General features: G+C 35.0%; 25 protein-coding genes and 2 riboswitches. Of the genes, 24 read left to right on the top strand and 1 reads right to left on the bottom strand.

Going from position 1 to position 21503, the window contains the following annotated elements; genetic code table 11:
• The first annotated feature begins 387 nt into the window (after nt 1-387).
• The 17 genes from CACET_RS20815 to CACET_RS12700 all read left to right on the top strand — a co-directional run bounded on the left by CACET_RS20815 (nt 388) and on the right by CACET_RS12700 (nt 10291).
• Nucleotides 388-600: a hypothetical protein gene (locus CACET_RS20815; RefSeq protein ID WP_052661388.1), complete on the top strand. Its 213-nt coding sequence runs from the start codon at nt 388-390 to the stop codon at nt 598-600.
• A 27-nt stretch (nt 601-627) separates the two neighbouring features.
• A complete protein-coding gene (locus tag CACET_RS12755) occupies nt 628-816 on the top strand; it encodes a hypothetical protein (protein WP_044824694.1) in 189 nt (62 codons plus the stop codon).
• Between the two features lie 42 nt (nt 817-858).
• Nucleotides 859-1548: a heparan-alpha-glucosaminide N-acetyltransferase gene (locus CACET_RS12750; RefSeq protein ID WP_044824695.1), complete on the top strand. Its 690-nt coding sequence runs from the start codon at nt 859-861 to the stop codon at nt 1546-1548.
• A gap of 69 nt (nt 1549-1617) precedes the next feature.
• Nucleotides 1618-1785 (top strand): aspartyl-phosphate phosphatase Spo0E family protein, encoded by a 168-nt coding sequence (locus tag CACET_RS19890; RefSeq protein ID WP_082058186.1) that lies wholly within the window; start codon nt 1618-1620, stop codon nt 1783-1785.
• 220 nt (nt 1786-2005) lie between these two features.
• On the top strand, nt 2006-2134 hold the full coding sequence (locus CACET_RS21155; protein ID WP_278287080.1) for an LDCC motif putative metal-binding protein: 129 nt from the start codon (nt 2006-2008) through the stop codon (nt 2132-2134).
• Nucleotides 2135-2149: 15 nt separating this feature from the next.
• On the top strand, nt 2150-2389 hold the full coding sequence (locus CACET_RS12745; RefSeq protein WP_044824696.1) for a DUF2933 domain-containing protein: 240 nt from the start codon (nt 2150-2152) through the stop codon (nt 2387-2389).
• A 138-nt stretch (nt 2390-2527) separates the two neighbouring features.
• Nucleotides 2528-3112 (top strand): hypothetical protein, encoded by a 585-nt coding sequence (locus CACET_RS12740; RefSeq protein ID WP_044824697.1) that lies wholly within the window; start codon nt 2528-2530, stop codon nt 3110-3112.
• A 205-nt stretch (nt 3113-3317) separates the two neighbouring features.
• Nucleotides 3318-3479, top strand: coding sequence for a hypothetical protein (locus tag CACET_RS20725; protein WP_169747294.1), 162 nt, complete (start codon nt 3318-3320; stop codon nt 3477-3479).
• 178 nt (nt 3480-3657) lie between these two features.
• Entirely contained in the window at nt 3658-4203 is a 546-nt protein-coding gene (locus tag CACET_RS12735; protein WP_052661389.1) for a TVP38/TMEM64 family protein, read from the top strand.
• Nucleotides 4204-4342: 139 nt separating this feature from the next.
• Nucleotides 4343-4498, top strand: a complete 156-nt coding sequence (locus CACET_RS20520) for a hypothetical protein (RefSeq protein WP_158386059.1) — start codon at nt 4343-4345, stop codon at nt 4496-4498.
• Between the two features lie 181 nt (nt 4499-4679).
• Nucleotides 4680-5117 (top strand): hypothetical protein, encoded by a 438-nt coding sequence (locus tag CACET_RS12730; RefSeq protein ID WP_044824698.1) that lies wholly within the window; start codon nt 4680-4682, stop codon nt 5115-5117.
• A 151-nt stretch (nt 5118-5268) separates the two neighbouring features.
• A complete protein-coding gene (lgt, locus tag CACET_RS12725) occupies nt 5269-6114 on the top strand; it encodes a prolipoprotein diacylglyceryl transferase (protein WP_044824699.1) in 846 nt (281 codons plus the stop codon).
• A gap of 182 nt (nt 6115-6296) precedes the next feature.
• A riboswitch (cobalamin riboswitch) is annotated at nt 6297-6477 on the top strand.
• 170 nt (nt 6478-6647) lie between these two features.
• Nucleotides 6648-6836, top strand: a riboswitch (cobalamin riboswitch).
• A gap of 289 nt (nt 6837-7125) precedes the next feature.
• On the top strand, nt 7126-7824 hold the full coding sequence (locus CACET_RS12720) for an energy-coupling factor transporter transmembrane component T family protein (RefSeq protein WP_044824700.1): 699 nt from the start codon (nt 7126-7128) through the stop codon (nt 7822-7824).
• Nucleotide 7825: 1 nt separating this feature from the next.
• On the top strand, nt 7826-8629 hold the full coding sequence (locus CACET_RS12715) for an energy-coupling factor ABC transporter ATP-binding protein (RefSeq protein WP_044824701.1): 804 nt from the start codon (nt 7826-7828) through the stop codon (nt 8627-8629).
• A 44-nt stretch (nt 8630-8673) separates the two neighbouring features.
• Nucleotides 8674-9249 (top strand): hypothetical protein, encoded by a 576-nt coding sequence (locus CACET_RS12710; RefSeq protein ID WP_044824702.1) that lies wholly within the window; start codon nt 8674-8676, stop codon nt 9247-9249.
• A gap of 23 nt (nt 9250-9272) precedes the next feature.
• Entirely contained in the window at nt 9273-9884 is a 612-nt protein-coding gene (locus CACET_RS12705) for a CbiM family transporter (RefSeq protein WP_044824703.1), read from the top strand.
• Entirely contained in the window at nt 9881-10291 is a 411-nt protein-coding gene (locus tag CACET_RS12700) for an Ig-like domain-containing protein (protein ID WP_052661391.1), read from the top strand. Before CACET_RS12705 ends, CACET_RS12700 begins: the two co-directional genes overlap by 4 nt.
• Before the next feature lie 432 nt (nt 10292-10723).
• On the opposite strand, the gene CACET_RS12695 is transcribed toward CACET_RS12700, so the two are convergent.
• Nucleotides 10724-11665 (bottom strand): helix-turn-helix transcriptional regulator, encoded by a 942-nt coding sequence (locus tag CACET_RS12695; RefSeq protein WP_044824704.1) that lies wholly within the window; start codon nt 11663-11665, stop codon nt 10724-10726.
• 95 nt (nt 11666-11760) lie between these two features.
• On the opposite strand from CACET_RS12695, the gene CACET_RS12690 reads away from it, so the two are divergent.
• From CACET_RS12690 to CACET_RS19540, 7 genes are all read left to right on the top strand, one after another.
• Nucleotides 11761-12180, top strand: coding sequence for a pyridoxamine 5'-phosphate oxidase family protein (locus tag CACET_RS12690; protein WP_044824705.1), 420 nt, complete (start codon nt 11761-11763; stop codon nt 12178-12180).
• Nucleotides 12181-12210: 30 nt separating this feature from the next.
• Complete coding sequence (locus tag CACET_RS21365) at nt 12211-12306, top strand: DUF2196 domain-containing protein (RefSeq protein WP_423229893.1); 96 nt, start codon at nt 12211-12213, stop codon at nt 12304-12306.
• Nucleotides 12307-12969: 663 nt separating this feature from the next.
• Nucleotides 12970-13491, top strand: a complete 522-nt coding sequence (gene lepB / locus CACET_RS12685; protein ID WP_044824706.1) for a signal peptidase I — start codon at nt 12970-12972, stop codon at nt 13489-13491.
• Nucleotides 13492-13886: 395 nt separating this feature from the next.
• Entirely contained in the window at nt 13887-14912 is a 1026-nt protein-coding gene (locus CACET_RS12680; protein WP_044824707.1) for an SAM-dependent methyltransferase, read from the top strand.
• A gap of 381 nt (nt 14913-15293) precedes the next feature.
• Entirely contained in the window at nt 15294-15536 is a 243-nt protein-coding gene (locus tag CACET_RS12675; RefSeq protein ID WP_044824708.1) for a phage tail protein, read from the top strand.
• A 41-nt stretch (nt 15537-15577) separates the two neighbouring features.
• Nucleotides 15578-16609, top strand: a complete 1032-nt coding sequence (locus CACET_RS12670; RefSeq protein ID WP_044824709.1) for a cadherin-like beta sandwich domain-containing protein — start codon at nt 15578-15580, stop codon at nt 16607-16609.
• A gap of 132 nt (nt 16610-16741) precedes the next feature.
• On the top strand, nt 16742-21457 hold the full coding sequence (locus CACET_RS19540) for a cadherin-like beta sandwich domain-containing protein (RefSeq protein ID WP_052661393.1): 4716 nt from the start codon (nt 16742-16744) through the stop codon (nt 21455-21457).
• Nucleotides 21458-21503: the final 46 nt, after the last annotated feature.

Raw genomic sequence — 21503 nt, 5'->3', positions numbered from 1 at the left:
ATGAGCTAGCAAATAATTAGACATTTGATAATAATCATGTGATAAGAAATATGGTGGCGTTAAAGAGAAAGATAGGTTCTTTTTAATAAAAATATATTACCAAGTTAAAATTTTATAGTTTGGCATTAACCTTGCATATATAAACTATAATGAATTTTACAATTGACAGCGTAGGGAAAGGAGAATAAAAATGGTGCAGTTATTTAGCATAGACGGATTAAATATTCATTTATTTGGTATTCCTATGTCAAAGGCATGGTTTTGGGAGTTGAAGTAGAGGGAAGATCACTGCATTCAGCTCAAACTTATGAAGCAATTATAAACTATATCTAATTCCTCGTACTATGGAATAAGCGTAAAAATACTAGGTATGATGGACAGAAATTTATGATGTATCTCATTGCTTTTTCTATTAATGGCTGCATTGCTGAGTTCATTAAAGTGAATCCAATGGTTGCAGGACCCATATCCATTACACATGTCTATAGCGTTCTAATTATTGGTACAACATTGTTAGTTATGAATTGGTTAAAAAAGAAGCAACAAAAGGCACAACCAACTGTAGCAAAACCTACACCGCATGGTGGAAAAATAAATTAAAAATCAATGTTAGTAGGGGGAGATACTATGGAGGATAAATTAAGCAAGTGTCCTAACTGTCATGAAACTACCATAGGCAAAATATCCAGAACTACTTATTTTTGTAGAAATTGTTATGTAGAAATTGTCTATAAAAAAGGTCGGATCTGTGTATGTAAGCATAATGAAGATGGGCGAATGATTGACAATATAAGATTTAAAAAGTTTGTTTATTGAAATTTCAATATACTAAATCTATTTATCAACTGGGGTGAAAAAATGGGAAACGGACGGATATTTGAAATAGATTTATTACGGACCATTGCAATTACTCTAATGATAATTTTTCATATTGTATATGATTTAAATGAGTTCGCAGGTATAGACATAAATTACCAAAGTGGATTTTGGTATTGGGAAGGTAGAATAGCAGCATTAATCTTTATATTTATTTCGGGAATAAGTAGTGGATTTAGCAGAGATTCCTTTAAAAGAGGGGTGAAGGTCTTAGGTTTAGGGATGGGAATCACAATAGTTACCTATATAGTAATAAGAGAACAATATATTAGATTTGGTATACTTCATTTATTAGGCACTGGCATGATCCTGTTTCCTTTGCTAAAAAGAATAAATAATTATATTTTACTTTTACTATCAGGGATTTTTATATTAATTTCAGCTATGTTTAATGATATTTTAGTAAATACAAGCTTGTTACTTCCTTTAGGGATTATGCATAGTGAATTTAATACAGTAGATTATTATCCCATTATTCCATATCTTTCAGCATTTATAATGGGGGTTATTGTTTATAAAATTTTTTATAGAAATAAACAAAGTTTCTTTAAGATTAACTATGAAAATCGGTTAGTAACAAAGATAAGTAAGAACTCTCTTTCTATTTATTTAATGCATCAGCCGGCTATTATTGGGACAATACTTTTATTTAGATTTTTGGGAGGAGAATAGGGCTTACAAGGATTCACATAGAAACACAAACTAAAATATTTAAATGGACAAGGGAGGAGGAATATAAAAATGGATGAAAGCAGAAGGTCTTCTACCATAGAAATAGAGGAATTGAGGAAAAAACTAAACGAAGAATTAATTAGGAAGGAATTCATAGATGATGAGATCTTACACATAAGTCAAGCGTTGGATATACTGATTTCACAGTATGTAAAAGAGAAAGTTTTGTTGAAATGAAACCATATAAAACTAGTTTGATTTGCTATTGCATTTCCGTAAAATATTTGAGTATAAAGATAGTTTGATAATGCTAGCTGTTTTAGAGTGCACATAACAGAGAAAGGCTATATTAGCAGAAAAAATTATTATTCAATTAATTTGGCATGATAATTGCATTGTTATTAGATAAGCTAATTAATAAGTAACAACTAACTTCATTAATATTAGGAGGGGTAGCGTGAAGAAATGGTTTGAGAAATTGCTTAAATCCATAGAAGATGCTAATAAGAAGAATTTTGGCGAAGGAAAGATGGACTGCTGTGATTTAAATCAAAAAGAAAAGCAAAAGATGAAAGGAAAAAAATAGAATGGGGGAAATTAGATGAATCATAAAGGTAAAAATCATGGATTGTTAATGTTGCTGTGTTGTTTAATTCCGTTGGCAGTGATTTTGCTATTGCCGAGGTTAGGGTTAGAAGTAGGGCCTATAGGAAGATTAGCACCCTATGCAATTTTTCTAATCTGTCCATTAATGCACATTGGAATGATGGTGTTTATGTTCAAAGGAAAAAAGAATGATGATTGTCATGGGGAACAAAATCCTAGGGGACAAAATCAATAATTATAGGAGGGTCTCACGACTCTCCTATAATTATTTAGCATCAAATGGGGTTTAGTGGCAGGATAATACTTATCTTGATAGAGGTTAATAAAGTTATGAAAAATATATGAAAATACTTCAGAAAGGAGACAAAAATATATGAAGAATAAAAGGAACATAGCGATTATTAGTATAGCTATTGTTGGGGTAATAGTTGTAGGACTCGGTACTTTTACAAGACTGTCACAAAACACAGTAGACAATAGTCAGCTTGTGGATGAAAGCAAGGAAGTTAATAACACCAATGCATACCAAGATAATACAAAAGATGAAGTAGCATATGAAGAGGACTATGAAGTAGTGGATGCTTTTAACGAGGATCTATATAAGGTAGATATGCAGGGCAGTGTATCGGTAGGAGTTACTTTTCTAAACCCTATAGAGGAAGACGATGATTATTTTAACTTTGACGTAGCCTTAAACACACACTCAGTTGATTTAGATGACTATGATTTGAGCCAGATGACACTTCTATACGTTGGAGATAAAGTGAAAATTACAGAAGATATCCAATGGACAATGGTGGAAGGCGGAGGACACCATGTGTCGGGCATGGTTAAGGTTCCTAGGGAACAACAAGGAAGAAAGCTTGATTATAAAGATAAAGAGTACATTCGTATTGAGATAACAAATTTGGATGGGATAGCCTCTAGGGAGTTTGAATGGAAACAAGACTTATTTTAACATCAATAAAATAATGTATGTTTCCAACTTAGAATCAACAGATATTGCTGTGGTAGACATGAATACTTATGAAGTGATTAAAAAATAGAAGTTGGAAGCAAGCCCCACGAAATTGGGTCCTAGTAAAATAACGGTATATAACATAAGGAAAATCAGACAAAGAATTAGTAGGTGTTTTATAAAGTATTTCAGGAGGAGGATATATATGGGTGATTTAATTGTTGTTGCATTGGTGGCCGGCTTAATGTTTTTTATGATGAGAAGAGGTGGTTGCTGTGGGGGACATAGTCATGAAACCCATCATCAAGGTAAAAAAAGTCAAAGCTGTTGTCGTGTAGATGATAAAAATGTAAAAGATCAAAAATAAAGCGGCAGAGAGTTTAAATGACATAATCTCAATATATTGGAGATGGTATTGAGAATTCACAATATGAGTTTAGATTTAGGTCATACTTAATAATAATAGGTGTTGCAAATACTACAGTTTTGTAGTATTTGCCTTATAAGATTTGCTAGAGAAACGATACTGTGCAAAGGGGGACATCATGGGTCTAATATACTTTTTAATTGCCTTTATTCAACCAATATTACTATTTACACCGGAAATGGTTACTATCACGGGTGGCAGTTTAACATTAGGGCCTTTAAAAGGTTTTATAATAGGTTATCTTGGTATATTAAGTGGTATTATAACTATGTATTTTTTGGGAAGATATGCTCAACAAAAAATAGTAAAGAGATTAGGTAAAGAAGAATTATTTGATAAATATACTACACTGGTTGAGAAAAATGGAGAGGTTATTATTGGATTATTATTCATTTTACCAGTACTACCAGACAATATCATATGTGCTGGAGCAGGAGCTAGTAAGGTATCATTTAAAAGTTTTGTATTTATAGCAGCTGTGGCCAAACTAATAACTACATTTGTATATGCCTACTCCTTAGAGTTAGCTAACATTCTCCCTGTAACAGAGATACAGCTATTTGTAGGAAAGTTGGTGATAATAATTACTGTAGTTTTGATAAACCACTTAGTTAAGAAGAGAAGGCTAAAAGGAGTTAATAGACTATTGATTAAGTCTACGTAATTTGGTTTCAATATAGATAGCAAGAAATAAAGCTCTTTTAAAGAAGTTTTAACTAAATGTTTAAAATGCTACAATCTCTGTAGTATTTATTATACATTAAATTTCTATAGTAGAGAACAAGTGAAAGGGGGGAATCTAGATGGGATGCTGTGGAGGTGGACATAATCATAGACCACATAATGATATAAATCATCAAAATCACGAAAATGAACATTCAACTGGTGGTTCAAATATGATGCTCATTTTTACTCTTGTAGCAATTGGTGCAGTAGTAATTTATTTCTTAGTTAAATAAAAATCCTAGCGTATATATGTGCCACTAATTCCTTTATTATGTTATTTTCATAGCTTTGTAATTAAAAAAATAGAAAAACAAACCTAATATCTTCATAATTTCTTCAAAATCCTCCTCTATAATATAGACAAGAAGAAAAATTGTATAAAAAGTTTTATAATTTATAGAGGAGGGAAAGATTATGAAAAAAAGAGTAGTAGTTATAGTAAGTGCAGGGATTATCGCAGCAGTATCCATAGGAGGCTATGCCTTCGCCCAAGGGGCAAATGAAAAAAGAATAAATGATGTACAAGAAAGGGTTAGGATTGAAGGAACAACCTATAGAGGAAATAATAATCACTGTGGAAATAGTGAAGAAATGATTGAAATTATGAAGGAAAATGGTTTTGAGGATATGGCTCAATGGATGGAAAATGGCGATTTTAAATCTATGGACGAATTTATGAATAATCTATCAGATGAAGACTATGAAAAAATGATTACATTGACGAGAGACAATGGCTATGGAAATATGTCAAGGATGATGGAATCCATCGGAAGAGAAGGAATGATCAATATGCATAACTCAATGATGGATAGTGATGGTTCAAGACTGAATATGATGAAACGCTTTCAATGATAAAATATAGTAAATAATTATAGTGTCCAGTATTGAAGAATGCTGGACTTTATAATTGGCATGAATATTGCATTGTATATAGAAGGTATATAGATTATGACTAGCTATCCATTTAATAGTTGAGCTACTAGTCATGAAAGGAGATCAAACAATGAAACTATTATTTAATATTGGAGGATTTTCAGTCCATCTATTTGGGCTTACCATTGCGTTGGGAATTTTAGTAGGTTTTTTAATCATCTTATCAGAGGCTAAGAGAAAAGGCTTAGATAAGGATAAGTTGATGGATTTAGCTTTATATACAGTTATATTTGGGGTTATAGGTGCTCGATTAAATTATATATTGGCTTTTAATCCAACTTATTATATACAAAACCCTAAGGAAATATTTATGCTACAACAGGGTGGGCTATCAATTCAAGGTTCTTTAATTGTAGGTACAGCATTTGCACTTTGGTATATGAAGAAGAAAAGTATTCCCATGTGGAAAACTGCTGATGCATTTGCACCTGCCATTATTATCGGGCAGGCAATTGGCAGGGTAGGTTGTGATGTGTTTGGAGTGCCTATGAATAGAAGTTGGTTTTGGGGAGTAGAGGTTGGAGGACAATTATTGCATCCTGCTCAAATCTATGAAGCAATCCTAAATTATGTTCTATTCCTTATTCTATGGAACAAAAGAAAAAATACTAAATATGACGGACAAATATTCTTTATTTACATCATCGGATTTTCAGTCAACCGATTCATTGTTGAATTCTTTAGAACAAATCCTATGATTTTTGGACCTATATCTATTGCACATCTATTTAGTTTAGGAATCATTTTAATTGCAATTATAGCAATGCTATGGTTGAAGAAGAAGTACCATAATCCACAATCAAGTGTGGGAAGTGACACAATAACTATCAGCCAACTGGATTGGAAGAGTATAGTTATCATCGGAGGTGCAATGATTGTATCTATAGCTTTCTACTATTTTATCCATAGCATTTAATCTATAAAGTTCATCGAAGCATATAAGGAGTTGGTACTTTGAAAAAACGTTATATAAGTATATTAGTTGTCATAGGATTACTGCTACTAGGCAGGAAAGATTGACTTAAACAATCACTTGACTTTTAACAGCGAATCGATTAGACTAATATATAGAAAATAATACTATTTATAAAAGCTAGACAACAAAATAAGAATATAGGTGCCTCTTTTACAGGGGATAAAAGGGAAGTACGGTTAAAATCCGTCGCAGCCCCCGCTACTGTATGCATGGACGAAACCTCAGTATCCACCATTTATTTGGGAAGGTGAGGAAGTAGGTTGATATGCGAGCCAGGAAACCTGCCTATATTCACAGAACAACAATAAACTTTCGGAGGGAAAGGTTTTATTATGGAATGTAAGCGCCTAAAATAAAATCTAACCTTCAAGGTTAGATTTTTTTATTTGAATACTTGTTGATAAAAAGAAAAAATACTATTTAAAACATTTCAATGGATATGCAATATCCATATTGATGGATTAAAAATAAAAACTTCATATAAGCTTCATGGTGTTGTTCATCTGTTTGATGAGCAACTTAAAAGGGAAGTTGGGTGAAAATCCCACGCGGTCCCGCCGCTGTAAAAGAAGAGTTCTTTCAGAAAAACCACTGAGTAATCGGGAAGGTTGAAGGGATGATGAGACTTGAGCCAGAAAACCTGCCTGTAGCTTTGTGACATGTGCTCTACGAGGAAATGGAGGCCGTCTATTTGATTTATCAAAATGATTGACTATGCTCCCAGTCTCTAAGTACCTAATAAAGGTATATGCTAGGAGTTTTTTTATTGAAAAGTTTATTTGTGAAATTTTACGGTAATATGTCAATGGGATAAAGCAAATAAATTGGAAGTTTTCTAGATCTATAAGTCAAAAAAGGTAGAACTAAGCAAATCCAGAGAATATATAAACAGTGCAGTATACTGTCCTGCTTTAATAATGCTCTGTAGTAGCAAGGGATGGAGTGAAAAAAATGAAAACTAAGTTTGAAAGATGCCGAATCCAGCCTGAAAACATGATGGTTAGTCTTTTTATTCTTCTATTTTATATATCTTTTATAGAAAGCTACAGGTTATTGCTGATAACTGCTGGTGTTGCTATCGTATATTCTATTGTTACCTGTGAGAATAAATTTTTTATTAGGCTGATAAAACCAGTAGTACCTTTTGTAATTTTGATGCTGCTACCCATTATAATAAGGTACATACTAAGAGGAACCTTGGAAGACATAGATTTCACAATGATGATTATTGGTAAAATCTTGATTTCCTCTATTATACTGGGAACCATTGTCGCTAAATATTCAGCCCTTTATCTAGTGGATGGAATACTAAATATTGGGTTGCCTCAAATATTTAATAGGATATTGGCACTTACCTTTAGGTACTTTCATATGATCAATGAGGACGTACAGATAGGTAGAAAAGCATTAAGCAGTAGAGGAATCGGTGAAAGGAAGGGACTATCATCCCTTAGTATTTTTGGTGAATGGATTGGGGGATTTTTTCTTAAAAGTATTCATCACAGTGACATGGTCTTTAATGCAATGAAGTCCAGAGGTTTTCAAGGGGAGGCAAGAAATGGAAAATTTAAAAATAAGGTTTTAATCATTGAAGCTTGTATATTCATCCTATTTTTAACCGTGGTGTTAATAATTGATGGGAAGGTGTAAGATGGTAATCAAAATTAGAGACTTAAGTTTTACGTATCCAAATAATCGCAGAGGATTAATCAATCTGAGTTTAGATATTGAAAGCGGCAAAAAAACTGCCATACTGGGAGTCAATGGCAGTGGCAAGTCGACGCTACTGTATCATTTAAATGGCATGACCTTATCCCAAACAGGCTCGGTAGAAGTACTGAATATGGAGGTAAAGGAAAAAAATCTTAGGAGAATCAGACAAGAAGTAGGATTTTTGTTTGATTACCCTGATCATCAATTGTTTTCTACAACTGTTTATCGGGACATTAAGTTCGGATTAGATAACTATAAATATCCTGAAAAGAAAAAGGACGAGCGTATCAGAAAAGCTGCCAGGGACTTGCGAATTGAAGAGTTATTGGACTATCCCCCCTATCAGCTGAGTTTAGGACAAAAAAAGAAAGTGGCAATAGCTGGACTAATGGTTTTGGAGCCAAGTATTATTATTTGTGATGAGCCGTTTTCAGGATTGGACGGGCATACACTGCTTTATTTTAAAGAACTGTTAAATAATTGGGTAAAGGAAGGAAAAACAATTGTGTTTTCAACCCATGATGTGGATTTAACCTATGAATGGGCGGATAACGTGGTTATTTTGAGGGAAGGCAAGATACTAAAAAGTGGTGTTGCATCGGAGGTCTTAACCAAGGATGAAACCTATTTAGAGGCAGGACTTGTAAAGCCTATGCTGTATGATTTATTCCAAGATAGTGAGTACAAACCTAAAAATATAAAGGAAGCCAAAGAGTATCTAAGTAAAAAATTTGTCTATTAAAGTCTAGTGCTTTAATATATATATTTTACAAGGGGGAAAAAGAAATGAAAAAAAAGATTTCAATGATTATGGTTCTAATTTTGCTATTGACGGTGGGTCTAGCAGGATGTAGTACAGGAAATGAAAGTGATGCAGGGGTAGGGGAAGTGCAACAGGAAGAGCAGAACCTAGTACAAGAGCACGATGCAGGTGATCATGACGAGGAGGAACACGGTGAAGAAGGACATGACCATGGAGATTACGAATGGATTGGAGAGTTTGAGTTCAAGGCAGGAAGTTACTTATTTCATTTTGGTGCAAGTGAAGATGAAACTATGGATGTTGGTTTTATAAAGATGGGAAGTAATATTGTCGATTTAGATCATCATGCATCTCACTTAATGTTGACTGAAAAGGAAGTAATCAAACAGGACAGCACTTTTGAAGCAAGGCCGGATTACGCTTATACCTTTGAAATGGGTGAAGATCATGGACATATTCACTTCACTATAAAGGAAGAGGGCACCTACGCCATTGTAACGGAGCATTTTCCACAAGAAAGCAATATGCAAATCTTTGATGAAAATAAAGTAGAGATTTTGCCAATAAGAGAGCATGAAGCAGAAGGACACAGTCATTAATAAATATTTAGGAGGTGCTATCTATGCATTTAGCCGATGGAGTCTTAAGTACCCCGGTGATTGTAGCATCATATGGGGTATCGATAGCCAGTATGGCGGTTGCAGCTAAGGGAATCAAGGATGAAGAGATTCCTAAAATAAGTTTGATGGCAGGAACATTTTTTGCAGTATCACTAATTTCTATTCCAGTTCCGCCTACCTCGGTACATCCGCTGTTATGTGGGCTAATTGGTATAATCCTTGGGAAAAAAGCACCTCTTGCCTTTTTTCCTGCACTATTGCTACAGGCCCTGCTATTTAGACATGGAGGGATAACCTCACTGGGGGCAAATACCGTCATGCTGTCACTACCGGCATATTTATCCTATGTATTATATAAAAAAATGCCTATCAAGAAACCTGCTGCTAGGGGAGGTATAATAGGTGCTATATCGGTTGTAATGACTGTGATTATACTGATTTTTTTACTGGCACTGACGGATGCAAGATTTGCAGCGGGAGATTTTTCAGTTGTAAAAATTGCAATGGTAGGGCATGCACCGCTTATGATAGTAGAAGGTATTGTTACTGCTTTTGCAGTACAATTTATCGACAAAAACAAAAAAGATTGGATAGAAGAGAGGGTGCTTGTATGAAAACAATAGTAAAGCGAAGTAGTGTATTTTTTTTAATCTGCCTCATTCTTTTGATGCCTATCTCCTCCTTTGCGCATGGAATGATTTTAAAGCTGGAGGAGCCAGGAGTATTAAAGGTGGAATATGATGGTGGGGGTTTTTCACCAAGAACAGAAATCACCATCTATGATGAAGAAGGAAATGAGTTGGGAAAGGGACCAGTAGATGAAGAGGGTAAATTTCATTTTGATCCAGGCATGAAGGTTCACAGCGCTATAGCCGATGATGGCATGGGTCACAGAGCGGAATATAAAGAAGGTGTTGAAGAAAAGAACATACCAAAGGTACCGGTAGTAATTGGTGTATTTGCAGTAATAGCGGTTATCTTTGTGCTATTTAATAAAAAAGCAAAAGCTCGACAACAGTAATAGGTTTTGTTAGTATCTGTCAAATACAGTCTACATATGAAAGAAGCCCTATCTATGAGATAATTATCATAAATAGGGCTTAATCTATGGCTTTTTACAATAATGTTTTTTGAAAGGGACGAAAGGGACGGAGTTCTTTCTTCCCACTACTCCCTCTACTACAGCGTCTATTCTAGAGCATTAAAAAGCTATATCTATTGTTGATTAACAGAAAGTGCAATTATAAACCAAACTTGAGGTAATGATAATGCTAAGGAAGATAAGAAACGAGTACTAGAAACCTTATTAAGGTATAAAGAAAAGTGTAAATATCAAATATATGCCTATTACTTAATGGACAATCATTTACATCTATTACTTACGGAAAAGGAAGAACCTTTAGAACACTACCTTTTTAGCAGGAGGCTTTGAAGAAAAGTAGGTTTTAAAGTTCTATAAGTTTTTATAATGATTTTGTAAAATAGAAATCTTATCTTGCAATAACTTTTTAAGCTTTTGTGGTTTGATAGAAATAATATTGTCTGTGTAGTTGAGAAAATAGTTTGCAATGAAGTTCTCCTCTCCTTTGTTATAAAATCCCCGAATAATATACTGATGTCCCTCAATGTGAAGTTGCATTGATGGGTAATGTTCCTTATAGAATAAATCGATTCCTTTAGATAGTATACTAACTTCAAAATCGATGGCTCCCTTGCGTTTAAAAGGATTAGCTGAAAAGTTTGTTAACTCCTTTATTGGCTTTGAGGAATAGATAGTGCTTTCGTCCAGCGTAATAATTTTATCACAACGAAATACTTGAACTTTATTTGTATCAAAGTTAAATGCGGTTACATACCACTGACCGTAGCTAGCAGAAATATTAAAGAATTGCACAAAGAATTGTGTTACTGTGTCTCTTTTGTTGTAAGTAATTTTGCAAACTGTTTCTTCTACTGCCATCCTTAAAATATTTTTTAAAAGAGGACTACTATTATGGTGCTTTGAAACTTCAAAACTTAATATTTGTTCCATTTTACGAATTGCATTTATGTGTTCATTAGAAATACAAGTTTCAAATTTATTTTTTAAGGTTGATAAACTTAAATGAAATGGTGTTGATTCATAGGCTTTCAATGTAATCATTGCAAAATATAGAGCATACATTTCATCAATTGTAAAAACGATAGGTGATAATAACCTATTTCTTAAGATGCCATATCTTCCATTTCTCCCGGCTTCAGAAAATATGGGCATACCAATTTTTTCAAGAGATTGTATATCCCTTAAGGCAGTACTTTTTGAAATATTATATCTTTCCATAATATCTTTTAGATTAAAGTAGTTTTTGTTATTTAAATAGATCATCATGTCGCTTATTCTTTCCGCTTTTCCCATACTTGATTTCCCTTCACAATAATTAAAAGGTATCAAGTAATGACACCTTTTAACAGTATACTATAAATAACAAATAAAACAAAGGAGATATCAATATGAATACTAAGAGTGAATTTGAAAGAATTATGGCTACCCAAACGGAAATTGCTTTAGCCACAAGTGTTAATGATATGTGTAATGTTAGGATCGTTAATTTCATTTACGATGAGACTTCTCAAACTTTGTTTTTTGCAACCTTTGGAGATAATGATAAGGTTAAAGAATTTGAGCAAAATAGAAATGTAGCTTTTACAACAGTTCCTCATAAAGGGAATGAACACGTTAAAGCAAAAGCACAGGTTAATAAAAGTAACCTCAGCATTCTTGATGTAAAAGATAGTTTTATATCAAAAATCCCAGGCTATGAAGAGACGATTAATCAAGCAGGGCAATTTCTTGTACTTTTTGAAGTCAAATTTAATACTGCTATAGTTACGTTGGACTTTGAAAATATTGATATAATATCTTTAGCATAGCTTAATAACAAAAAGTAAAGGTATTGTTTTGTGTCTTGCGTGTTAGTAAGCGTTGTTCAAAAACAGGATCAGCACTTTGGAAAACTAACAGAAGGTGTGGTTTTAAAAATTCTTATAAACTCCTAGACTTATCCTCATGGTATCAAAGTGATGCCGGAGGCTGAGGGTGTTGGTAGAGTTAAGTAAATATTGTGTTGAAGATTTAAGGCTTATAAAGGGTATCTGCTGCTTAGGTAGGTACTTTTTATCATGGTTAAATTGTAGAATGATGACAAGTGAAAGTTTAGAGTGTTTGATTTTCATGCAGGTAAAATAGAGACTAGCATCGAAATAAAAAAATAAGAGATTTTAATACACTTATGGGATAAGCAGTTCATAGCAAATAGAGAAGATATTTCTGCAAAAATTCATAGGTTAAAGTGAAATTAAAGGTAAAATTAATTTAACGTGTAGTTTAGACTATAACAAGTTTCCTATAGGTAAGATCATGTCTTTGACTTATTTTTGTGGTGAAAAATACTTGTACTGGCAGGGTAGACTTATTCTTAACTGTTTTGGGGTGAAATTGGTATGGAAACATTATGAAATTAATAGTATTTTATTTGTACAAAATTTAGATACATAAGGTAGGGTTAAAACTTAAACTTTGAAAATTATGTTTTAATAATTAGATGTAATACAATATAGAGAATGAAGCTTAAGCCGTATATATAATCTATTTTTAAAAAATAAGATTTTAAGAAAAAGTAATTTATATGAAAAATTAAAATTATAGAGAGAAGGAATAAGATGCGAAGAGAAATTATTGAATGGGCTAAGGCTATTGTTATATCATTAATTAGTGCTTTAATAATCACTACATTTGTAAAACCCACTGTTGTGCAACAAGATTCAATGCAAAATACTCTGGAAAACAATGATTTTTTGATATTAAGTCGTCTGCTTTACAAACTAAACAAACCTGAAGGAGGAGACATTATTGTATTTAAGTTAAATCAAAAATCCAGTAAAGACAAAAGTAAACTTCTTATAAAGAGAGTTATTGCAATACCTGGAGATGAAATTACTATCAGTGATGGAAAAGTTATAAAGAATGGTGAGATTTTAAATGAAGCTTATATAAAGACCGATTATACAGAAGGAAATATAAATTTAATTATTCCAGGAGGAAAGATATTTGTACTAGGTGATAATAGGGGCAATAGTGCGGACAGTAGGGATCCAGACATAGGTTTGATAGATATGAAGGATATAGTAGGAAAGGCATTTGTAAGACTTTATCCTTTTAATCGTCTTGGGTTGCTTTATTAAATGAAATTAGATTAAATGTGTATAGATACAGGTAAAAGAAAAAAAGACAAGACAGTTTTTACGTGGTTTATGTAACTTTGACTTATCACATGTAATAAAATATGATAGAACAACACAAAAGAACTGTAATAAGAATAAGTAATGAATCTATTTATCGACAGGGAAGAAACTTTTCTTTCCTGTCGATAAATTTTTAGAAAAATCCCAATTATTTTAGAGGAAAATTAAGGATAATGTAGAAATTAATTACAAACTGTATTTAGCATCTAATTGAGACATCTCTAAAGGTGCTGATTTTTAGCAGTAACGAAGAAGATGCAGTTTTTTCAGTAGTCTTATACATTTATGTATGTGCCATTAATAATAAAAGAGAAAGTGAGAGTTGATATTCTACAATGGATAATGTTGAAAAACCTTTAACCAAGATTACCCAGATATTACTGCAACCAGAAGATCAATATAATGAATTGACAGAAGCTATAGATGACTTATATCGACTTTTTGTTTCTGTATCAGAAATTGATTTAGATACACAGGAGAATAGGAATGATATCTTCGTTTCAAATGGTAAGGCCATAGGAGCCACGTGGGCTGCAATATGTGTGAAGGAGATATTAAGAACTAAGCGTTTCATAAGGGGTGTTTACGAAGGTATAAAGACTGCTCTAGAGAGGTTTGATATAAGACCATTACATATTGTGTATGCTGGGACAGGTCCTTTTGCTGCTCTGGCGATACCATTAACCTCAGTTTTTTCCAGCGAAGAGATAAGTTTTACATTACTAGAAATAAATCCCACCAGCATCAAAGCTCTTAAAAAGGTTATCAAGGCCTTTCAGGTTGAAGACTATATCATAAAAATCGTAGAATGTGATGCAGCGAAATACCAACTGGATAAGAGTAGGTCAGTACATATGATTATTACCGAAACAATGCAAAATGCACTACAAAAAGAGCCTCAGGTTGCCATTACCATGAACCTTGTTCCTCAAATGGAGCAAAGGGGAATTTTGATACCTCAGAATATAACAATAGATGCTGTCCTTATGAGTCCCGAGAAAAATAAGGACAGGATGATAGGTTTAACCAGGACTGGGGAGGATTATTACCGTTTTTTAGGTAGAGTGTTTGAACTAGACAAGGAAACAGCATTTAAGTACTCAGCTATGAATTGGAAAAAGGATGAATCTCTTTGTTTTCCAAGGGTTTCAATTGAAATTCCTCAAGATATTATGCAGGAATACTGGCAGCTTTGTCTTTTTACAGAAATAAATGTCTTTGAAGACGTAAGGTTGACCAATTGGCAATGCTCCTTGAATCTGCCCAAAAAGATAATGGATATGAGACAGAGTACTGCTGAAAAAATATCATTTTATTATGCAATGAATGACAATCCAGGGTTGGTATATAAAATGTTTTAAGAGTCTAATGGTACTTACTACGTATTTTTAGATAAAATAAAGAAGTTAAAATACGGTGGAAATGGAACTATGGTCTTTTGCCTGCCAAATCTACAAGGTTGTATCACTATAGGAATGTGGTGAAAGAATGTCCCTATAAATTTTTAAAAAAACCAGTTAAAGAAGCTATAGAAATGGGTAATATCACTTTAACTGTACGACACTGCTAAATATCTGAAAATAATTATGTTTCTTATTTATATGTGAGCAGTTGTACATATTTATAAACTCTTAGACTGTAGTGTTTTCTCTAATCAATATACTACAGTCTTTGACATAGACTTTTATTATAAGAAATAGTGTGTAAACTTACACTAATAAAATAAAGAAAGGGGTTAAAGTATGGATTGTTTTATAGGTCAAATCGAATTATTCCCTTACAATTTTGTGCCACAAGATTGGATAGCATGTGAGGGACAGCTTTTGCAAATCAATGCAAATCAAGCACTATACTCACTATTAGGGGCAAGGTATGGCGGAAATGGAAGTACAACATTTGGCATACCTAATTTAAGAGGTGCTGAGCCGGTTCCAGGTATGATATACTGTATGGCTCTTGTGGGACTGTATCCTATGAGGAGTTAAGCGGTCTATAATTTAAGGTTTCAAGGAAAGGATGTGTTGCAATGAAGGATCAGTTAGAAGCCCAGACGAATGTGGCATTATACAAGCCAGCACAAGCAAGTAGTTTTATAAAACCTTATATACCCGCCCGCGCAGTAGACGGCTCTTTGAATCCTGTAAATAGATGGCTTGCCCATACTGTTCCAAATTCATTAGATGTTGATTTACAAACACCTTACTGGATTGATAGGTGGGTTGTGAAACATATGGGTGATATGGGGTGGTCTTCGCCTCCATATAATATGTCGGATTATGAATTTCATGTTAGTTTAGATAGGTTTAATTGGATTAAAGTTGATTCTGTGATTGGAAATACGCTTAAAGCAACTGACAGGAAATTTGAGCCGGTAAGTGCCAGATATGTGAGAGTAGTAGTTAGAAAAGGACTTAACTGCAATCCTCAACTTGCTTCCATAGGTCAGCTTGAAGTGTATCAGGCACAGCCGACAAGTGCTTACTTGAATAAACTTGGATTAAGCAGCGGCATCCTTAAGCCGGCATTTTCACCTGCAAACTCCACCTATACTGCTGATGTAGGCTATACTACCGAAAGTATTACAGTAATCCCTACTGCAGAAGACCCTAATGCTACTATAAAGGTGAACGGTACAGTTGTACAGAGTGGAACAGCATCACAGCCAATTAACTTAAATGTGGGAAGCAACACTATAACCGTAGAGGTAACTTCAAAAGTTGGTGGGGTTGTACAGAATTATAGTGTGAATGTGACAAGGGCTAGTAGTGCGTATTTGAATAACATAACAATATCACCTCCAATGGTACAACTTAATCCTGCATTTCACAAAAGTATATTTGTCTATACAGCGAATGCTATGCCTGCAATAGGTAGTGTTACTATTACACCTAAAGCAGAAGACGATAATGCAGCTATTACTGTTGACGGAAAAAGCACTACAAGTGGTAGTGGAATATCTGTTAATTTAAATAGCGGACAAAATGTTATTCCGATAATAGTTTCATCTAAAATAGGCAGTGATACAAAAACATATACTATAACAATCTCAAAACCTTAATGCAAGTTAATTAAACCAGAGTATGAAAAGATATTCTGGTTTTTTTAAAAATTAATTATGGGTCAGAAAGTAAAATTTGATGAAAAAGTTTTATAAACAACTAATGCTATTCTAAATTAGGGGGTAGATCGAATGGGTAACAAGAAAAATATCGTATTGGTTATTTTGTTTTCAGTAATGCTCAGTATGTTTGTGCCAATAGAAACATATGCAAGTTCAAATTCTATTACATTTGATTTTGATAGTGGAACAATAAATGGAAGTGAGACTTCGTCAGTTAGGCAGGAAATTGACGGTGTTACTTTGGTTATTGAAGCCAATAGAGTGAGTGATGTGTTAATTGTTGCACCGGAAGATTGGTTCGATAGTATGAATAATTCTTCTGGAGATATGATTTTGCTCCACGATGGTGGTTGGGGACCGCCACACTTCTCTGTTAATGTGCGTCTTTTAGACAATAGTCCTTTCAACCTTACTCAATTTACTTATAAAGGGCTAAATGCTTCTGATGAAACAATTACTATTAATCCTGGAGGTGGCAATTTAGAAGAGCATCATGTTATAGGTGACATGGTAAATATTTATAATAATGGGCATATTATCGCTCCTCATAACTCAGCGAATTTTCAAAATATAACTAGCTTTACTATTACAGGTACAGGAACAAATCAGTATTTAATATTTGATAACTTTGTAATTGATTTTACTTCTAATACAGAGCCAACGGTGACCACTGGAAGTTTATCGTCTGTAACATCCACATCAGCAACGGTAAGCGGCAATGTAACCTTTGATGGTGGAGATACAATAACTGAGAGGGGAATAGAGTATAGAGTAAATGGCAGTGGAGAACCCTATACAGCAGTAACGGCTTCAACAGTAGGGACAGGAGAATATAGCGTAGACCTTACAGGGCTGGCTCCCAATACAACTTATGATGTAAGGGCATATGCAACCAACTCACAGGGAACATCTTACGGAAGTGTAAATAGTTTTACAACTTTGTCAAACAATGCAGACTTATCGGCTCTAAGCTTAAGCAGTGGAACCCTAGACACTGTATTTGATAGCGGTACTACAGAATATACAGCCAGTGTAGGAAATGAAGTAAGCAGCATAACAGTGACGCCAACAGTGGCGGATGCCACTGCAACGGTAACAGTAAACGGAGCTGCGGTGGTAAGTGGTGCAGCATCAGGAGCAATAAACCTTGCTGTAGGAGCGAATACGATAACAGTAGTGGTAACAGCCCAGGATGGAAGCACAAAGCCTTATACAGTAGTAGTAACTCGAGGGGCATCAAGTAATGCCGACTTGAGCAATCTTACACTAAGTGAAGGTACACTATCACCAGTATTTGATAGCGGTACTACAGAATATACAGCCAGTGTAGGAAATGAAGTAAGCAGTATGACAGTAACGCCAACAGTAGCGGATGCTACTGCAACGGTAACAGTAAACGGAGCTGCCGTGGTAAGTGGTGCAGCATCAGGAGCAATAAACCTTGCTGTAGGAGAAAATACGATAACAGTGGTGGTAACAGCCCAGGATGGAAGCACAAAGCCCTATACAGTAGTAGTAACTCGAGGGGCATCAAGTAATGCCGACTTAAGCAATCTTACACTAAGTGAAGGTACACTATCACCAGTATTTGCAAGTGGAACAACAGACTATACAACAAGCGTGGCAAATGCAGTTACAAGTATAACAGTGACGCCAACAGTGGCGGATGCTACTGCAACGGTAACAGTAAACGGAGCTGAAGTGGTAAGTGGTGCAGCATCAGGAGCAATAAACCTTGCTGTAGGAGAAAATACGATAACAGTGGTGGTAACAGCCCAGGATGGAAGCACAAAGTCCTATACAGTAGTAGTAACTCGAGGGGCATCAAATAATGCCGACTTGAGCAATCTTACACTAAGTGAAGGTACACTATCACCAGTATTTGCAAGTGGAACAACAGACTACACAGCAAGCGTGGCAAATGCAGTTACAAGTATAACAGTGACGCCAACAGTGGTGGATGCAACAGCAATGGTCACAGTAAACGGAGCTGCGGTGGTAAGTGGTGCAGCATCAGGAGCAATAAACCTTGATGTAGGAGCGAATACGATAACAGTGGTGATAACAGCCCAGGATGCAAGCATGAAGACATATACGCTGGTAGTAACAAGGGAAGCAGCGGCTTTATCAGATAATGCTAACCTGTCAGGACTAAGCCTTAGCAGTGGAACACTTAACCCAGTATTTGTAAGTGAAACAACAGACTACACAGCAAGCGTGGCAAATGCAGTTACAAGTATAACAGTGACACCAACAGTGACAGACCCTTCTGCAACAGTTACAGTAAATGGAACCCCTGTGGTAAGCGGTGGGGCATCAGGTGCAATAGGTCTTAACCTAGGAGCAAATACAATAACAGTAGTAGTCACAGCAGAGGATGGAACTACTATAAAAACATATACAGTAACTGTAACCAGAGCTGAGAATCTAACATATACTGTAGCCTATGAAGGAAATGGAAGCACTGATGGGTCAGTACCATTAGACAGCAAGGCATACGAAGAAGGAGAAAGCATAACTGTTTTAGGAAACACTGGAAATCTGGAAAGAACAGGATATATTTTTACAGGATGGAATACCCAAGCTGATGGACATGGGACAAACTATTCGGCAGGTGCCACCTTTACAATGGGAACTAAAAATGTAACGTTGTATGCAAATTGGATTGACTCAACCAGCATCAGAATGACAGCAAATCCAGATAATGTTAAGGGAAATACTAATTTTAATCAAATCTTTATATTAAACTTATATAATGACACAGTAACAGGCTCTGTATATGCAGATGACATAAATTTAGGAAACATATTTAGTACATTAAACATAAGTTCAGTAAGTAATAGCAACAATAAAATAACTTTAGAAGTTTATGGCTCACTAAATACTCAGGGCATAGGAACTATAGCATTAAACCAAAGCAAGTTAAATAATAGCACCACTCCACTAATAGCAGAAGTACTTGTTACCTTAAACACTGTAACTTACTACGGTAATGGAAATACAGGAGGAAGTGTACCAACAGACAGCAACAGATACGCAGAAGGGTCAAGTGTAACTGTCCTAGAAAATACAGGAAACCTAGTGCGAAGTGGCTATACATTTGTGGGTTGGAATACCCAAGTAGATGGAAGTGGTATAGATTATATACCGGGTTCGCAGGTCATAATGGGCATATCAAATGTAACGTTATATGCTAAGTGGGAAGCGGTACAAGTTCCTAGATATACTGTGACATACCATGGCAATGGAAACACAGGAGGAAGTGTACCGACAGATAGCAATGCATATGAAGAGGGAGCATCTGTTACAGTACGGGGTAATACAGGAAACCTGGTAAAAACAGGTTATACATTTGCCGGCTGGAATACACAAGCCAACGGACAAGGAAGTAGCTATACACAAGGATCAACTTTAATTATGGCAACAACCAACATCAACCTTTATGCAAAGTGGACAAAAACCTCAAGTGGTGGAGGTTCATCAGGCGGCGGTAACGCAGACAATACAATACCAGCACTTACACCAGGGCCAGCCACAGAGATAGAAGTAGAGGCAATAGTAGACGGAGAAAAAATCGTAGAACTGCGGACCGATAGCAGCGTATTAAGCCAAAAAATAGACGAAATAATCGCCCTAAATCAAGCAGAAGGCAAACAAGGTCCAAAGGTGTTAGAAATATCAGTAGCAGCTCAAGGAGCCAACCAAATTCGTAGTATATTGACCGGAGATATTGTGAAAAAAATGGAAGATAATCAGTTTACTCTAGTCATAAATACAGAAAAGGTAGATTACGTCATCCCAGCTAAAGAAATAGCTATCGAAAAAGTGGCAGCTATGTTGAATGTGGACGTCACATCCCTACAGCAAATAGAAATAGAGGTGCGGATAAACTATAGCAGCGAAATAAAAGTCAACGAAATAGTCCAACGAGGAAGAGACCAAGGCATGGAAGTAATAACACAGCCAGTAGAGTTTCAAATAGTGGCTAGGACCATCAGCACCGCAGGAGAGGTGCAGGAGACAATAGTAAGCCAGTTTACCAGTTACGTATCTCGAGTGATGGAAATACCACAAGATGTTGACCCAAGCAAAATAACAACAGGAATAATATATAATGCAGATGGAACCTTCTCCCATATACCAACAACGGTATACATGGAAAATGGGAAATGGTATGCAAAGCTAAACTCTTTAACAAACTCCAGTTACTTAGTAGTATGGAACCCAATAACAGTAGCATCAGTAGAAAACCACTGGTCAAAAGCAGCGGTAAATGACATGGCATCAAGATTAGTGATAAAGAACCCCGAAACCTTTAACCCCGAAGGGTATATAACAAGGGGAGAATTTGCAAAGTATATAACAAAGGCCCTTGGAATATATAGAACTGGAGTCGCAAAAGTTAGCAAATTCACAGATGTAGAAGTAACTAATAAATTAGCAGATGCTATTGAAACAGCAACAGAATATGGCATCATAAAGGGATATCCAGATGGAAGCTTTAGACCAGATGCAAAGATAAGTAGAGAAGAAGCCATGGTAATGTATTCAAAGGCGATGGATATAGTAGGATTAAAAGAAATAGATAATAGCAGAATAGAAAACTACAAAGATAAAGAAGAGATAGCAGCCTGGGCCTATGAGTTTGTCAAAAAGACCGTCAGTATAGGCGTGTTTAGTGGTCGAACTGGTGAAACCATTAATCCAAAAGACACCTTCACCTATGCTGAGGCAGCAACGGCTATTCGCAGTCTATTGGTTAGAGCAGGTTTAATCAATGATTGATAAGTACCAGAAGTTATACCCCCTTACAGTTTAAAGGGGTATAACT

This window comes from Clostridium aceticum, from assembly GCF_001042715.1.
In the GTDB taxonomy this organism is placed as follows: Bacteria; Bacillota; Clostridia; order Peptostreptococcales; family Natronincolaceae; genus Andreesenella; species Andreesenella acetica.
Note: the sequence above shows the minus strand (reverse complement) of the source record. Positions and strands in the feature narration are given on the sequence as shown.

What these genes read in the sequence shown, in the direction of transcription:
- CACET_RS20815 (WP_052661388.1), top strand. Translation starts at nt 388, where the DNA reads ATGATGTATCTCATTGCTTTTTCTATTAATGGCTGCATTGCTGAGTTC.
- CACET_RS12715 (WP_044824701.1), top strand. Translation starts at nt 7,826, where the DNA reads ATGGTAATCAAAATTAGAGACTTAAGTTTTACGTATCCAAATAATCGC.
- CACET_RS20725 (WP_169747294.1), top strand. Translation starts at nt 3,318, where the DNA reads ATGGGTGATTTAATTGTTGTTGCATTGGTGGCCGGCTTAATGTTTTTT.
- CACET_RS12705 (WP_044824703.1), top strand. Translation starts at nt 9,273, where the DNA reads ATGCATTTAGCCGATGGAGTCTTAAGTACCCCGGTGATTGTAGCATCA.
- CACET_RS19890 (WP_082058186.1), top strand. Translation starts at nt 1,618, where the DNA reads ATGGATGAAAGCAGAAGGTCTTCTACCATAGAAATAGAGGAATTGAGG.
- CACET_RS12695 (WP_044824704.1), bottom strand. Translation starts at nt 11,665, where the DNA reads ATGGGAAAAGCGGAAAGAATAAGCGACATGATGATCTATTTAAATAAC.
- CACET_RS12755 (WP_044824694.1), top strand. Translation starts at nt 628, where the DNA reads ATGGAGGATAAATTAAGCAAGTGTCCTAACTGTCATGAAACTACCATA.
- CACET_RS12730 (WP_044824698.1), top strand. Translation starts at nt 4,680, where the DNA reads ATGAAAAAAAGAGTAGTAGTTATAGTAAGTGCAGGGATTATCGCAGCA.
- CACET_RS12750 (WP_044824695.1), top strand. Translation starts at nt 859, where the DNA reads ATGGGAAACGGACGGATATTTGAAATAGATTTATTACGGACCATTGCA.
- CACET_RS12710 (WP_044824702.1), top strand. Translation starts at nt 8,674, where the DNA reads ATGAAAAAAAAGATTTCAATGATTATGGTTCTAATTTTGCTATTGACG.
- CACET_RS12735 (WP_052661389.1), top strand. Translation starts at nt 3,658, where the DNA reads ATGGGTCTAATATACTTTTTAATTGCCTTTATTCAACCAATATTACTA.
- CACET_RS12745 (WP_044824696.1), top strand. Translation starts at nt 2,150, where the DNA reads ATGAATCATAAAGGTAAAAATCATGGATTGTTAATGTTGCTGTGTTGT.
- CACET_RS20520 (WP_158386059.1), top strand. Translation starts at nt 4,343, where the DNA reads ATGGGATGCTGTGGAGGTGGACATAATCATAGACCACATAATGATATA.
- CACET_RS12700 (WP_052661391.1), top strand. Translation starts at nt 9,881, where the DNA reads ATGAAAACAATAGTAAAGCGAAGTAGTGTATTTTTTTTAATCTGCCTC.
- CACET_RS12675 (WP_044824708.1), top strand. Translation starts at nt 15,294, where the DNA reads ATGGATTGTTTTATAGGTCAAATCGAATTATTCCCTTACAATTTTGTG.
- CACET_RS12670 (WP_044824709.1), top strand. Translation starts at nt 15,578, where the DNA reads ATGAAGGATCAGTTAGAAGCCCAGACGAATGTGGCATTATACAAGCCA.
- CACET_RS12680 (WP_044824707.1), top strand. Translation starts at nt 13,887, where the DNA reads ATGGATAATGTTGAAAAACCTTTAACCAAGATTACCCAGATATTACTG.
- lepB (WP_044824706.1), top strand. Translation starts at nt 12,970, where the DNA reads ATGCGAAGAGAAATTATTGAATGGGCTAAGGCTATTGTTATATCATTA.
- CACET_RS12720 (WP_044824700.1), top strand. Translation starts at nt 7,126, where the DNA reads ATGAAAACTAAGTTTGAAAGATGCCGAATCCAGCCTGAAAACATGATG.
- CACET_RS12690 (WP_044824705.1), top strand. Translation starts at nt 11,761, where the DNA reads ATGAATACTAAGAGTGAATTTGAAAGAATTATGGCTACCCAAACGGAA.
- lgt (WP_044824699.1), top strand. Translation starts at nt 5,269, where the DNA reads ATGAAACTATTATTTAATATTGGAGGATTTTCAGTCCATCTATTTGGG.
- CACET_RS12740 (WP_044824697.1), top strand. Translation starts at nt 2,528, where the DNA reads ATGAAGAATAAAAGGAACATAGCGATTATTAGTATAGCTATTGTTGGG.
- CACET_RS19540 (WP_052661393.1), top strand. Translation starts at nt 16,742, where the DNA reads ATGGGTAACAAGAAAAATATCGTATTGGTTATTTTGTTTTCAGTAATG.